Source organism: Pediococcus acidilactici DSM 20284, assembly GCF_000146325.1.
Taxonomy (GTDB): Bacteria; Bacillota; Bacilli; order Lactobacillales; family Lactobacillaceae; genus Pediococcus; species Pediococcus acidilactici.
This window is the reverse complement of sequence record NZ_GL397067.1, coordinates 495,436-509,870: the sequence shown is the minus strand read 5'-3', so window position 1 is coordinate 509,870 and position 14,435 is coordinate 495,436. Positions and strand designations below refer to the sequence as shown.

The following is a 14,435-nucleotide window of genomic DNA, read 5'->3' as shown; positions in this document are numbered from 1 at the left end:
CATACAAATGAAACCGGAAGACGGATTAATTTTTTTTGACCGCCATCAAAGTCGCCGACCAAAGGTGATTTTAAATTTGTTGAAAAATAAACTAACGGTATCGGCACTTTATGGCGGCTTAGAATACGGGTTGCTAAATTACATTGGTTTTTGGAAAAAACTGGATCGTCAGGAATTCCTAAATAGTTTAGATCAAGCAGTTAAAATGGGTTACTTAACTGGGGAACGGGATGCGTTAAAGCTAACGGAACGGGGGGCACAGCAACAAAGTAGAGTTTTGCCGCCACCGGAAGCTAGTTTACGAGTCAAATTTGATCCCGCAATTAAGCTATGGCTAATGGCAACCCAGGTAGTTTCAGAGTATAGTTTTAAAAATACGCGGTACATCCCAATAAGTGAAGACTCTCAGATAAACTTCATGGTAAAAAAGTGGTTTGCCAACTGGAAACAAAGTGAAACGTCCCGTCCAAAATTGGTTCAGGAATACCAACAGGCGTTGGGTGCACTCTGTGAGCAATTACCTAAAGAAGAAGCCGACTGGTTCGTAAACTACTTACCCAACCATCACGACTTGGGATTAACGGTGGAGCAGCTTGCCCGGGTTAATAACGTTAGTCCATTTCAAATGGAATTACGGTTACGCTTAATTTTTAGGAAAATTTTTAGCTTGGTAATTAATAATCAAGTGACGCCCTTTAACCAATTAATTGGAATGGTTGTGCAACCCTCCGTTTTGCCCAAAAGTACGTGGCAAACTTTGCAACTATTACAAAAGGGTTATAACGTAGATAAAATTGCAGAATTGCGGCGGGTGAAAATTAATACTGTAAAAGAACACTTACTGATGATGGCAATCTTGCTGGATAATTTTCCCTACCAACAATTTTTAAGCCCTGGTGTTGCGCAAATGGAAATTGCGGGGGTTGATTTTCAAACTGCGTTGCAAGAATATCCTGAGCTGACCTTTTTTGATTTTCGGCTTAGCCAAATTAGATTTATTAAGGAACGGCAAAGACAATGACAATTTCGGACCAATTAATTTATGATAAATTGAAGGACCGGTTTGGATTTCAGGAATTTCGGCCCGGGCAGTTGGAAATTTTACATAAATTGCTGGAAGGGCGAAGTACGCTAGCAATTTTGCCGACGGGAGCCGGTAAAACCTTAATTTACCAGATGTATGGTTTACTAGTCCCCGGAACGGTAGTGGTGGTTTCCCCATTGTTATCCCTTATTAAGGACCAAATCCAACGGTTGCGTTTGAGTGGCGAGCGTCAAATTGCAGAGCTTACTTCTCAAGTAGCGTTCACCGATCAACTATACGTATTAAACCATCTGGCGGAATATAAATTTATTTTTTTATCACCAGAAAGCTTACAAAAGGCAGAGGTACAAGGGCGAATTGCCCGCTTAAAGATTGCGTTGATGGTCGTGGATGAGGCTCACTGCATTGTGCAGTGGGGGAAGTCGTTTCGTCCGGACTATTTGCGAATTGGGCAAGTCCGTCAGCAGTTTGGAAATCCATTGACGTTAGCGTTAACGGCCACTGCTAGCCGGAACACTCGCTCGGAAATTTTGCGATACCTCGCCTTAAATGTTCAAACAACTGAGCAGTACGTTGCTTCCGTAGACCGCAAAAATATCTTTCTAGATTTTTTGACGACCGATAACGTCGCTGATAAGGAAGAATTGTTATTAAATCTGATCGACCAGCTACCGGGCGCGGGCATTGTATACTTTTCTAGTCGAAAGATTGCTAGCCAAGTAAGTGAACTAATTAATCGCCAACTTAGGCAAACGGCTGCGCCATACCATGCGGGGATGTCCACCTATGACCGACTACAAGTTCAAAGTCAGTTTCAAAAAAATCAGCTTGACGTGATTTGTGCAACTAGCGCTTTTGGCATGGGAATTGACAAAGCCGATATTCGTTACGTAATTCATTACCACATGCCGGGCGACATTGAAAGCTACGTTCAAGAAATTGGTCGTGCCGGACGCGACGGTAAGTCAAGCGTGGCGATTACGTTGTACGCGACGGGAGATGAAATGATTCCAACTATTTTAAATAGTTATTCACTTCCAAACACTGATGGATTGCCGTTGTCAAATGGTGAACAGCAAACTGAAGAGCAGCAAGCTTTGGTTAATTATTATCGGGAATTTGGTCTAACTGAAAGCCAATTAAAAAAATTATTTAAAAAACAAGCGCAACAAAAGGAACAACAGATTTTAGAAATGTTAAAATTAATTCGGACTACGGGATGTCACCGGCGCTTTTTATTGCAACATTTTGATGAACCATTTACGAAACACGATGAACAATGTTGCGGTTCGATAAGTGATTTCACAGAATTCGGGTTGCAAGAGGCGCATGATTCTAGTAAATTGGCGATGATGGGCTGGAAGGACAAATTAGCACAAATTTTTGCGGCTAACTAGCCTGTTTTACGTAGTCATTCTAAATAAAATATTGTAAAATACATCATATTGGTATGCATTAGGAGGACGAACATTGAGTAGCAAAAACAAGAAAAACAAGAAATCAATCGAAAAGGCTTCGTCAAATGAAGTTACTGAGGAACGAGCTGCTAACGAAAAGGTAGCGAACTCTGAAAATAAGGCAGCTGCTTCCACAACGAATCCTGAGGAATCAGCCCACGCCGAGCAAACAGCTACGAATGAACATGCTGCTGAAGAGCAAGTCGCAAGTAAGTCGGAACGCGGCGAGTTTCATAAGCAAAAAAAGCGGACTAAAACCATTGTAGGTTCGATGATCTGGGTAGTAATCATCTTGGCAATTGCGTCGTTAGCTTATTACATGACCCAACGGCAAGATTTTCAGCAAAAAACTGCAAATACTACAACCACTCAGGTAGCTAAATCAAGTAAGAAAAATTCGGCAAGTAAGGCCAAGTCTTCATCTAAGAAGCATGAAAAGGATGCTTCGTCATCTGCTAGCTCAACATCATCAACGACGAAAAAGAACGATGATAAGTCAAAATCGACATCAGTAGAATCGTCAGCAAGCTCGTCAATAGCATCCTCAAGCAGTGCAACAACGCAATCATCAAGCAGCGCTAGCTCTGCAGAAGGTGCTTCTTACGCAACGGTCCAAGCTGGTCAAGGAATGTATCGGGTTGCGGTTAACAACGGAATCTCTGTTCAGAAGTTGATGGAATTAAACGGGTTGAACAGTAACTCCGAAATTGAACCTGGACAACAATTAAGAGTAAGGTAGGTCGTTAGTTAGTTTATGGACAAGAAATTACAAATTGCAATTGACGGACCCGCATCAGCAGGGAAAAGTACGGTTGCTAAAATTGTCGCTAAGGATTTAAGTTACATTTACTGCGATACGGGCGCGATGTATCGTGCAGTTACCTTAAAAGCGATGCAAAATCACTTTGATTTAAATGATGAAGAAAAGATCGCGACAATGTTGACAGAAACTAATTTAAATTTTGAACCCGGTGATCCCGTACAAAAGGTCTTTTTGGACGGAAAAGAAGTCACGGAAGCAATTCGGCGAACGGACGTAACCAATGCGGTTTCTACGATTGCGGCTCAAGAACAAGTCCGTAAAGTATTGACGGACTGGCAGCGCGACTTAGCCAAAGATGGCGGAATCGTCATGGATGGCCGCGACATTGGTTCAGCAGTATTACCAAATGCCGAAGTTAAAATTTTTCTCGTGGCTAGTGTCCAAGAACGGGCCGAACGTCGCTATAAGGAAAATATTGCAAAAGGCATGGATACAGATTTGGAACAATTGAAGAAAGAAATTGAAATTCGGGACCACAAAGATTCTACCCGAGAAATTTCACCACTCACTAAAGCTGCTGATGCAATCGAGGTAGACACTACTGCCATGTCGATTGAAGAGGTGGTACAGAAGATTTTAGACATTGTTCATGAAACTGTATTCAGAAAGTAACAACAATTACTAGCAATTATGCAATTTTTTCGATATCATATAAGTATAAGTGCTGTAAAAGGGGGATTATTCGGATGGCCGAAAATGATGTTAATCAAAACAGTGATTTACTCAACGCAATTAATAGCGTTGAAGAAGTAAAAGTTGGTGACGTAGTTACTGGCGAAGTACTTGATATTGATGACGATCGTCAAGTGATCGTGGGAATTCAAGGTGCTGGTGTGGAAGGTGTCGTACCTTTACGTGAACTTTCTACGCAACATATCGACAATATTAATGACGAAGTAAAAATTGGTGATGAACTAGAACTTGTAGTTATTTCACGGATTGGTGACGATAAGGAAGGTGGCAGTTACCTACTTTCTCGTAAGCGTCTATTAGCTCGTAAAGTTTGGAAAGAAATTGAAGAAAAGGCTGCTAATGGCGAAGAACTTGAAGTACCAGTTACTCAAGTTGTTAAGGGTGGTTTGGTAGTTGATGCTGGAGTACGTGGATTTATTCCTGCTTCAATGATTGAAAACCGCTACGTTGATGATTTAAATGCTTATAAGGGTCAAACTCTTAAAGTTAAGATTATCGAAATCAAGCCTGAAGACAATCGTTTGATTCTTTCACACAAGGCGGTTATCAATGCTGAACGTGCTGAAAAACGCCAAGAAGTATTAAGCTCATTGCAAGAAGGCGAAGTCGTTACTGGTAAGGTAGCTCGTCTTACAAACTTTGGTGCCTTTGTTGACCTTGGTGGAATTGACGGACTTGTTCATATTTCAGAAATTTCATACGAACGGGTTGAAAAACCTTCTGACGTTCTTAAGCCTGGTGAAGAAGTTCAAGTTAAGGTTTTAAGTGTTGATCCAGAAAGAGAACGGATTTCACTTTCAATCAAACAAACCCAACCAGGACCTTGGGAAAATATTGCTGAAAAAGCTCCAGTAGGTGCTGTTTTAGATGGTAAAGTAAAACGGTTAACGGATTTCGGTGCATTCGTTGAAGTCTTCCCTGGTGTTGAAGGATTAGTTCACATTTCTCAAATTTCTCACAAGCACATCGCTACTCCAGCAGATGTACTTGAAGAAGGTCAAGACATTAAGGTTAAAGTACTTGAAGTACATCCAGAAGAACGCCGTTTGGCATTATCGATCAAAGCTTTAGAAGAAGCTCCAAAGAGTGAAAAGAAAGCTTCTAAGGCTCCAGCAACTGACTACAGCAAGGATATGCCAGAAGAAACAACTGGTTTCACACTAGGCGATATCATTGGTGATAGCCTTAAAGATTCAGATAAATAATTCAAAAAATTGTTAGGATTAATAATTTAACATGTCGAGTGCTAGATTATGCCTATCAACTCAGTTAGAAAGGCCTTGGCGGAGAATGATAGTCTGTCCAAGACCTTTTTAATGTTGTATTTAGAAAGGGGGCCAATTGATGGGAAATCCAACTGTAGCAATTGTCGGTCGACCAAACGTCGGAAAATCAACCATTTTTAACCGAATTGCGGGGGAACGAATCTCCATTGTGGAAGATACTCCGGGAGTAACCCGAGACCGAATTTATACCCATAGCGAATGGCTAGGTCGGAAATTCAACCTAATTGATACTGGCGGAATTCAAATTGGTGAAGAACCATTTTTAGAAGAAATTCGGGATCAAGCCGAATTGGCAATTAACGAAGCGGACGTAATTATTTTTATCGTAAGTGTTCGGGAAGGCGTTAGTGACGCGGACGAAGCGGTTGCTAAAATTTTATATAAAGCCGATAAGCCGGTTATTTTAGCGGTTAACAAAGTCGATAACCCGGAATTACGCCAAGATATTTATGACTTTTACAGCTTAGGTTTTGGTGACCCGTACCCATTATCTGGAAGCCACGGACTAGGTTTAGGGGACCTGCTAGACGCAGTCATCGCTAATTTTCCAGAAAAAGAAGCACAAGAAGATGACGAAGCAATCCGCTTTAGTTTAATTGGGCGGCCTAACGTTGGAAAATCTTCATTAGTTAACGCAATTTTAGGCGAACAACGGGTAATTGTTTCTGACATTGCAGGAACGACCCGGGATGCAATCGATACGCGATTTACAAGTAATGGTGACGAGTTTGTAATGGTCGACACCGCTGGAATGCGGAAAAAAGGGAAAATTTACGAAAATACTGAACGCTATAGTGTGATGCGGGCAATGAAAGCCATCGACAACAGTAACGTAGTTTTGGTAGTACTAAATGCTGAGGAAGGTATTCGAGAACAGGATAAGCGGATTGCGGGTTATGCCCACGAAGCGGGCCGGGCAATCGTAATCGTGGTAAATAAGTGGGATAAGCTAAAAAAGGATAACCATAGTTTATCTAACTTTGAACAGTCAATACGCCAAGAGTTTGCCTACCTCAGCTATGCACCAATTATCTTTGTTTCTGCCGTTACAAAACAACGTTTATCGCAACTTCCCGCATTAATCAAACGGGTCGATGAAAATCACCGTCGTCGAGTGCAATCATCCACCTTAAACGACGTGTTGATGGATGCTATTGCAGTTAACCCTACACCTAGTGAGAACGGCAAACGTCTACGGGTTTACTACGGTACGCAAGTTAGCATACAGCCGCCAACTTTCGTGATTTTCGTTAACGATCCGGACTTAATGCATTTCTCGTACGAACGCTTCTTAGAAAACAAAATTCGCGAAGCATTCGACTTTGAGGGAACACCTGTGCATTTAATTGAACGTCGTCGGAAGTAATTCTTAAATAAGTATTATAGATGCTCTTTTTAATGCAAAAAGCGCAAAAAAGCTTGTCACAGCAGACTCTGTGTGATATATTTCAAGTTGAAATAATAACAGATTATTGTTTCACCGTTTTTGATTTTTCAAAAATGACAAAACACCTTGTTTTGATAAACAAAATTCAGGAGGTGAAATATACATGGCAAACAAAGCAGAATTAGTTGAAAATGTTGCTAAGAAGACTGGTTTAACCAAGAAGGATGCAACAGCGGCTGTTGAAGCTGTATTTGGCTCAATTCAAGATGACTTGAAGAAGGGCGACAAAGTTCAATTGATCGGTTTCGGTACTTTTGAAGTACGTAATCGTGCAGCTCGTAAGGGTCGCAACCCACAAACTGGTAAAGAAATTGAAATCGCAGCAAGCAAAGTTCCAGCATTCAAGCCTGGTAAGGCTTTGAAGGACGCTGTTAAATAAGCGGATTTCTGAACTTGGGTCAGCATAGCTCTGTTATGCTGGCTTTTTGTTTGCCTGTAAAAATTATGAATAACGAAGAAGCAAATTACTCTAAAAGAGCATTAGATGCCTTAGAATCGGGACAAATTGACGAATTCAATCGGTTATACGGTTGGGCGTTGAGAAAAGACGATGACGAGACCCTTTATAACCTAGCTGGGGAACTGTATGCTTTGGGGTTTGATGGCAAGGCACTCCGGATTTATGAAAAATTGATCGAACGATATCCTGGTGATCATGAATTACCGGTATTGGCTGCTGAAATTTTGGTGGACCAAGGAGAAAATGATCGTGCTCTAGCGAACCTAGAAAAGATTCCTGAAGATTCTGAATTTTACGTGTCGGCATTGATGGTGGAAGCCGATCTTTATCAAACTGAAGAATTATACGAGGTTTCGGAAAGAAAACTTTTAGCTGCTGAGCAACTTGCCCCAGACGAACCGGCAATTCAATTAGCCTTAGGGGAGTTGTACTACACAATGCAAGACTATCCTAAGGCCGTCACGTACTACCTCAGGCTGATTAAGCAAGGGATCCCTATGATGAGCCAAATCAACATTGTCGAGCGTTTAGCGGCTTCCTATGCGGCTTCTGGCAAGTTTGAAAAGGCAATCGCTTATTATGAACAGATTCATGATGAAGACTTGACTCCCGATATTTTAATGCAGGAGGGAATTACCTATCTGCAGCTTAATGAAGTGCAACGCGCGCAGACGGTGTTAGAGAAAGTTGTCGACATGGACTCATCGTATAGCAGTGTCTATCCGTACTTGATTGATGCGTACCGCCGCGATGAGGAATGGGATAAGGGCTTAACCGCTGCACAAGAGGGGTTAGCGGCTGACCAATATAACCCGGACCTATATTTGCTGGCTGCTGAAATGGCTGAGCACGCCCATGATGACGAGTTAGTTGAGAAGTACCTACAAAAAGCTGTAGAATTGGCTCCAGATAATCAGGCAGCCATAATTCGGATTACCGATTTTTATAATCGCCAAGGTCGTTACGCAGAAACTTTAAATTACGCGACGGACGAAATCACGGATGCCCAATTAAATTGGAACGTGGCACTTGCCGAGTGGAAAACGGAAGACTTTGCGGGAGCACAGAAGCATTTTAGTGCTGCTGCGAATGATTTGGCTGACTCTGCGCCGTTCTTGCTAGATTGGTACCACTTCAGTAAAGAAAATGGTCAACTTGAACAAGCGGTAGACGTAGCGCGGAAGTATGTCAAATTGGTTCCAACCGATTTGAATATGCAAGATGAATTAGCAGATTTGGAGGTGCAGGGTTATTAATCGTTGGCAAGATAACTTTAAGATTAAAGATTGGGCGCCTAAATTTAACAAAAAGATGGTCGAGGTTATGCGTAAAAATCAATTTACGGCAGAACAACCGGCGGACTTTACGAAATTTAACGACGCAAGTTTTAATGAACAACAAACGTTAATGAAAAATGTGATTGCCAAAAATTACCAAATTAAACTACTCACTAGTTTTAACGAACGAACCGTTTACGGAGTCGTTGGTAAAAACGCAACCGGTCAGTTTTTCTATGCGCTAGACAAGAATCTTCCGGAAAAAATTTCGACCGCGGAGTTAAAAACATTGCTCTAAAATGCTCTTAGCTATGTTATAGTTTTATTACACAAGGCTAAAGGAGTGATTGGAAGAATGGCAAATTCGGTATATTTAGCAGCACCTTTCTTCAGTGATTTACAAATTGAACGGGTACGGAAGGTTGAAGAACTTTTAAAGAAAAATTCGACGATCGACGGTGATAACATCTACGTTCCAATGGATCACCAATACGAAGCAGAAAAGTTTGGTACTTTTAAGTGGCAAGTTGGCGTATTTGAAGCTGACGTTCGTCAAGTTCGTAAATCAGACGTGGTGGTTGCAATTCTTGATTATGCTAAGCAAGATGAAGAAGTGATTTCAGATCCTGGAACGGTATTTGAAATTGGCGCCGCATTTGAAAATGGCAAACCAGTTATTTTAGTTCAATTTGACGACACCGACAAGATTAACCTCATGTTGGCTCGTAGTCACGCAGCATTCTTCCATGGAGAAGATATTAAAAATTTAGCTACCTATGATTTTAATGAGTTAACTCCGAAGTATTCTGATTTAACGGTATTTTAAAGGTTAGGCAGCGGTAATAAAAATGCAGAAATTGCCAATTGGCGACTTCTGCATTTTTTTGTATTATTCAGGTTGTTTATCGGAATCGTAAGTGAATCCTTCACCAATGGCTTCGTGAACGTCGATTACGGAAGTAAACGCGCGGGGGTCGACGCGTTCAATAATTCGTTTAGCTAAGTTGAGTTCGTTAGGGCCGATTACGCAATAAACCATCTGGTGTTCGTTATTAGAATACGCGCCCGTCATTTTTATGTAACTAGCACCACGACCGAGCTCATTCATAAGGGCTTCTGCAATTTCTTCATTTTGGTCACTGATAATGATTAAGCCGTGGCCCGCGTAAGCTCCGACTTGGGTCAGGGAAACTAAGCGGGAGAAAACGTAGGCAGCTAGTAACGTGTACATCATATGTAAGACGTCAATGTAGCAAAGCGAAATGGTTAAGACAACCGCATCAAGTGCGAAAAGGGTGTGTCCCATTGCAATTCCGCGGCGCTTTTCCAAAATTCGGGCAACGACGTCGGTTCCACCGGTAGTTCCACCAAAACGGTAAACGACCCCGCTTCCGAAACCACCGGCGATCCCGGCGAGAATCCCGGCAATGAACATGTCGTGATGAATATCCAAGCTAATGGGGATGCGTTGCCAAAAGTACAACCAAAAAGAAAGTGCTAACGTTCCAAAAATTGTGTAAATTAAGGAACGCTTACCCAAAAAGCGGTAACCAATTAAAATTAAGGGAACGTTGATTAACAGCGTGGAAAGCGCGGGATCAATCCCAAACAAGGCCCGCAATATCAGAGTTACCCCGGTGATCCCACCCTCCGCGAGGTGATTGGGGATGTTAACCACGGCAAGACCAAGCCCGTACAGACAACAGCCTAGCGTAATCATGACGAAATCTAACAACCGAATTGATTCATCTTTTTGCATAAACAACCTCCTTATTCCTTATGCAGTACTTGCAAATATCATACCATAGAAGTGGAACTTCCTTTTCAAAATCAGGGTGGTTTCTGGTAGTATTAAATGTGGATTGGATGTGAGAATGGTGCAGTTAGAAAAAATGCCACAAGAGTTTGAGGAAGCACGAAACGTGTTACAACAAATCGAAGAAGCTGGATATGAAGCTTATTTTGTGGGCGGTAGTGTCCGGGATACGTTGCTTGGTAAGCCCATTCACGACGTGGACATTGCGACGAGTGCTTATCCCGCTGAAATTAAACAAATTTTTAAACGAACCGTTGATACGGGAATCGAACACGGAACCGTAATGGTTTTAACTGGAGAACATAGTTACGAAATCACCACTTTTCGAACGGAAAGTGGTTACCAAGATTTTCGGCGGCCTGATCAGGTTACGTTTGTCCGGTCACTAAAGGAAGACTTAATGAGGCGCGATTTTACCATTAACGCCTTTGCCTTACGGGAAGATCGAACCGTTATTGACGTTTTTGACGGTTTAACCGACCTTAAACAGCAGAAAATTCGCGCGGTCGGGGACCCTAAGGCACGTTTTCACGAAGATGCTTTACGAATGATGCGCGGAGTCCGGTTTGCTAGTCAATTAGATTTTGTGATCGAACCGCAAACGTTGGCGGCCATTAAAATGAATAGCAGTTTGTTGGCTAAAATCTCGGTGGAACGAACCCTAGTAGAGTTTCAAAAGATGATGCTAGGAACTAATCCTAACCGGGGGTTAGCTGATATGGTTGCCACGCGGCTCCATGAGTACTGTCCAGGATTAGCCGGTAAGGGAGCCGTACTGCAAGAATTGCTAGCTTATCCGCTAAGCCAGTTAGAAAACGAAACCCAAGTTTGGGCGCTTTTAGCGTGGATGTTGCAGCTACGCGGCGCACAAATTAACCGCTTTTTAAAGCAGTGGAAGACCTCTAACGAATTGATTCGCCACGTTACGGCAACCGTTCGGGTACTTAGCATGCTGGATAGTACCGGGGTGGATCGGATAATTTTATTTGAAGCTGGTGCTAATAACGTCGCTAACGCAGTCCGGGTGGCGAAAATTTTAGGTCATGATGCACAGGGATGGTTGGACACTTACCAAACGCTACAAATCAAATCACCTAAAGAATTAGCGGTAACTGGTAAGGACTTGATTGCAAACCAGATCATCACTCCAGGACCCCAAATGGGGCGGATTTTAAACTCCTTAAAAGCCATGGTGATTAACGATCAATTGCCGAACCAACCAGAAGCATTGTTTACAGCAGCACGAAAATTAGGGAAAGATGATTGAGAATGAAAACATTAAAGGCTAAAAATTTAACCAAAACATATGGGGAAAAGCAACTCTTTCAATCGATTAATTTCACCATCAACGAAAATGATCGGATTGGGTTGATCGGGACGAACGGGTCAGGAAAAACCAACCTCTTAAACGCGGTCGCTGGGATTGATCCGGCTGATAGCGGCGAGTTTGAAGCTCCCAACGATTACCGAATTGCCTACTTAAAGCAAAGCTCGGAGATTAACCAATATGAAACGGTTCGGGACTTTATTTATAGCGGGGACCAAGAAGTTTTTCGGGTAATCAAACGTTACGAGCAAGTTTTAGCTCAATATACTGATAAACCCACTTCAAATACGATTTTTGAGAAGTTTACTAAAGCTGAAGATGAAATGAACCGGCTGGACGCCTGGAATACCGAAAGCAATATCAAGACAATCTTAACGCAACTCCACGTGGATATGCTGGATGCCCCAATTAACCAACTATCAGGGGGCCAGGTGAAGCGAATTGCGTTAGCGCAGGCTTTATTAGAACCCGCGGATTTATTGCTACTGGACGAACCCACTAACCACTTGGATTTTGACTCAATTGAGTGGCTAGAAAAGTATTTAGCCGATTACAAGGGCGCCCTTTTACTAGTTACCCACGACCGGTATTTCTTAGATCGGGTAACCAACCACATCTGGGAACTAAGCTTCGGTCACCTGTACGAATATGAAGGTAATTATGCTAAATACGTGGAACAAAAGGCGTTACGCGAACAGCAAAATGAAGCTAGCCAAGAAAAGAAGTACAAGCTTTATAAGCAAGAGCTGGAATGGATTAAGCGGGGTCCTAAAGCCCGGGGAACAAAGCAACAGGCTCGAATTAACAAGTTTGATAAACTTGATCAAGACGTGCATGCGCCTAAGGAAATTGACCAAGACGTTGAGATTGGACTAACCCAACAACGATTAGGAAAAAAAGTTATTGAAATTAAGCACCTTGATTTGCAAGTGGGGGGCCATCCGATTGCCCGTGACTTTACCAAGTTAATTCAAGCTGGCGACCGAATTGGGATTACAGGGGCCAATGGTGCGGGAAAATCTTCCTTCTTGAATGCGATAGCCGGAAAGCTCCCCATCCAAGGCGGGACGATCGACATTGGCGAAACGGTTAAAATTGGCTATTATACTCAGAAGATGGAGCCCATTCCAGAAGACAAACGGGTAATTAATTACATCAAGGAAATTGGTCAAGAAGTTGTTAACCGGGACGGTGAAAAAATTAGCGTTACCAGTTTATTAGAGCAATTTCTCTTTCCGAAGTTTATGCATGGAAGTTTAATTAAAAAACTTTCGGGTGGTGAAAAGCGCCGGTTGTACTTAATTAAGGTTCTCATGCAACAACCTAACGTCTTATTACTAGACGAACCGACGAACGATTTAGATATTGCCACCTTAACCGTATTAGAAAACTACCTTGAACATTTCAACGGGACCGTTTTAACGGTATCTCACGACCGCTATTTCCTTGATAAGGTTAGCGATCAATTGTTGATTTTTGATGGTAACGGGCAGATTGAACAATACACTGGTCAAATTAGCGACTACCTTAAACAGCGGGCGCAAACCACGTCTACTAGTGCTACCGCGGCTAAGCCTCGGACGGAACCAACTTCCGTGGCCAAACCAAAAAAGAAGAAAAAAAGAACCTATGCCGAAGAAAAAGAATGGCAGACAATTGAAGCAGAAATTGATAAACTAGAACAAAAATCTAAAACAATTACCGAACAAATGAACGAATACGCTGCGGATTATGGCAAACTATCGGAACTTCAGGCTGAACTCAACCAGGTATCCGATGAGTTAGAGAATAAAATGGCGCGTTGGGAGTATTTGGAAAGTTTTGAAGAAGGGGAGTAACGGGATGCTCGAAGAACAATACCTGAACCTAGAAAGATATGTCTTAGAAAATGGTCACCAAAAAAGTGACCGGACACAAACGGGAACCTTGAGTACCTTTGGCTACCAAATGCGGTTTGACCTCAGTGAAGGGTTCCCCCTGTTAACTACCAAACGGGTGCCGTTTGGCTTAATTAAAAGCGAGTTGATGTGGTTTTTAAAGGGTGATACGAATATTCGCTATTTGTTACAACACAAGAACCACATTTGGGACGAATGGGCCTTTAAAAAATGGGTAGAGAGTGCCGAATACGATGGGCCAGATATGACCAATTTTGGGCACCGCTCCTTGATCGACTCGGATTTTAACGCACAGTATCAAGTGCAAAAGGATCGTTTTACCAAGTTAATCTTGGAAGACGACGCCTTTGCTGCTAAGTATGGCGATTTGGGGAATGTGTACGGTAGTCAATGGCGGGCTTGGAAAACTAGTACTGGAGAAACTATTGACCAAATTGAAAACGTGATTGATTTGATTAAGAACCATCCTGATTCTCGCCGAATGATCGTGACCGCTTGGAATCCAGAGGATGTCCCAACGGCTGCTTTGCCACCGTGTCACTCGTTATTCCAATTTTACGTGGCTGATGGCAAGCTGAGTTGTCAACTTTACCAACGTAGCGGGGATATTTTCCTCGGGGTGCCGTTTAACATTGCTAGTTACGCATTGCTAACGGCGATGATTGCTAAGACTTGTGGCCTAGAAGTTGGTGAATTTGTGCATACCCTTGGGGACGCGCATATTTACAGTAACCATATTGCCCAAGTTAAGGAACAATTAACTCGGGACCCTCGTCCGGCTCCGCGGTTGAAATTTAACCAAGTTCACGAAAATATTTTTGATTACGAACCAGCCGACATTGTGGTAGAAGGCTACGATCCACATCCTGCCATTAAGGCTCCGGTAGCTGTTTAAAAAATTAGGAG

Annotated in this window: 14 protein-coding genes; 13 read left to right on the top strand and 1 reads right to left on the bottom strand. The window is 42.4% G+C overall.

Features of this window, described 5'->3' with window-relative positions; genetic code table 11:
- Positions 1 to 7 precede the first annotated feature (7 nt).
- From HMPREF0623_RS02540 to HMPREF0623_RS02495, 10 genes are all read left to right on the top strand, one after another.
- Positions 8 to 1,021 carry a helix-turn-helix domain-containing protein gene (locus tag HMPREF0623_RS02540; protein WP_004165931.1) on the top strand — a complete coding sequence of 338 codons (1,014 nt, stop codon included), beginning with the start codon at positions 8 to 10 and terminating at the stop codon, positions 1,019 to 1,021.
- Positions 1,018 to 2,442, top strand: coding sequence for a RecQ family ATP-dependent DNA helicase (locus HMPREF0623_RS02535; protein WP_004165929.1), 1,425 nt, complete (start codon positions 1,018 to 1,020; stop codon positions 2,440 to 2,442). Before HMPREF0623_RS02540 ends, HMPREF0623_RS02535 begins: the two co-directional genes overlap by 4 nt.
- 73 nt (positions 2,443 to 2,515) lie before the next feature.
- On the top strand, positions 2,516 to 3,241 hold the full coding sequence (locus HMPREF0623_RS02530; protein WP_004165928.1) for a LysM peptidoglycan-binding domain-containing protein: 726 nt from the start codon (positions 2,516 to 2,518) through the stop codon (positions 3,239 to 3,241).
- A gap of 15 nt (positions 3,242 to 3,256) precedes the next feature.
- Complete coding sequence (gene cmk / locus HMPREF0623_RS02525; protein WP_002830311.1) at positions 3,257 to 3,937, top strand: (d)CMP kinase; 681 nt, start codon at positions 3,257 to 3,259, stop codon at positions 3,935 to 3,937.
- Positions 3,938 to 4,011: 74 nt separating this feature from the next.
- Positions 4,012 to 5,223 carry a 30S ribosomal protein S1 gene (rpsA, locus tag HMPREF0623_RS02520; protein WP_002831871.1) on the top strand — a complete coding sequence of 404 codons (1,212 nt, stop codon included), beginning with the start codon at positions 4,012 to 4,014 and terminating at the stop codon, positions 5,221 to 5,223.
- 139 nt (positions 5,224 to 5,362) lie between these two features.
- Positions 5,363 to 6,670, top strand: a complete 1,308-nt coding sequence (der, locus tag HMPREF0623_RS02515) for a ribosome biogenesis GTPase Der (RefSeq protein WP_002830308.1) — start codon at positions 5,363 to 5,365, stop codon at positions 6,668 to 6,670.
- Between the two features lie 184 nt (positions 6,671 to 6,854).
- A complete protein-coding gene (locus tag HMPREF0623_RS02510; RefSeq protein ID WP_002830307.1) occupies positions 6,855 to 7,130 on the top strand; it encodes an HU family DNA-binding protein in 276 nt (91 codons plus the stop codon).
- A 65-nt stretch (positions 7,131 to 7,195) separates the two neighbouring features.
- A complete protein-coding gene (locus HMPREF0623_RS02505; protein ID WP_036671484.1) occupies positions 7,196 to 8,467 on the top strand; it encodes a tetratricopeptide repeat protein in 1,272 nt (423 codons plus the stop codon).
- Positions 8,468 to 8,534: 67 nt separating this feature from the next.
- Positions 8,535 to 8,786 (top strand): hypothetical protein, encoded by a 252-nt coding sequence (locus HMPREF0623_RS02500; protein WP_002831868.1) that lies wholly within the window; start codon positions 8,535 to 8,537, stop codon positions 8,784 to 8,786.
- Positions 8,787 to 8,843: 57 nt separating this feature from the next.
- Positions 8,844 to 9,314: a nucleoside 2-deoxyribosyltransferase gene (locus HMPREF0623_RS02495; protein ID WP_002830304.1), complete on the top strand. Its 471-nt coding sequence runs from the start codon at positions 8,844 to 8,846 to the stop codon at positions 9,312 to 9,314.
- Between the two features lie 63 nt (positions 9,315 to 9,377).
- Here the strand turns inward: HMPREF0623_RS02495 and HMPREF0623_RS02490 are convergent, their stop codons facing one another.
- Complete coding sequence (locus HMPREF0623_RS02490; protein ID WP_004165925.1) at positions 9,378 to 10,247, bottom strand: YitT family protein; 870 nt, start codon at positions 10,245 to 10,247, stop codon at positions 9,378 to 9,380.
- Positions 10,248 to 10,362: 115 nt separating this feature from the next.
- Between HMPREF0623_RS02490 and HMPREF0623_RS02485 the strand changes: the two genes are divergently transcribed.
- From HMPREF0623_RS02485 to HMPREF0623_RS02475, 3 genes are read left to right on the top strand one after another with little or no spacing between them, the layout of a single operon-like run.
- Entirely contained in the window at positions 10,363 to 11,571 is a 1,209-nt protein-coding gene (locus HMPREF0623_RS02485) for a CCA tRNA nucleotidyltransferase (protein WP_004165924.1), read from the top strand.
- 2 nt (positions 11,572 to 11,573) lie between these two features.
- Entirely contained in the window at positions 11,574 to 13,469 is a 1,896-nt protein-coding gene (locus tag HMPREF0623_RS02480) for an ABC-F family ATP-binding cassette domain-containing protein (protein ID WP_004165923.1), read from the top strand.
- Positions 13,470 to 13,473: 4 nt separating this feature from the next.
- Complete coding sequence (locus HMPREF0623_RS02475; protein ID WP_002831862.1) at positions 13,474 to 14,424, top strand: thymidylate synthase; 951 nt, start codon at positions 13,474 to 13,476, stop codon at positions 14,422 to 14,424.
- The last annotated feature ends 11 nt before the right edge of the window (positions 14,425 to 14,435 follow it).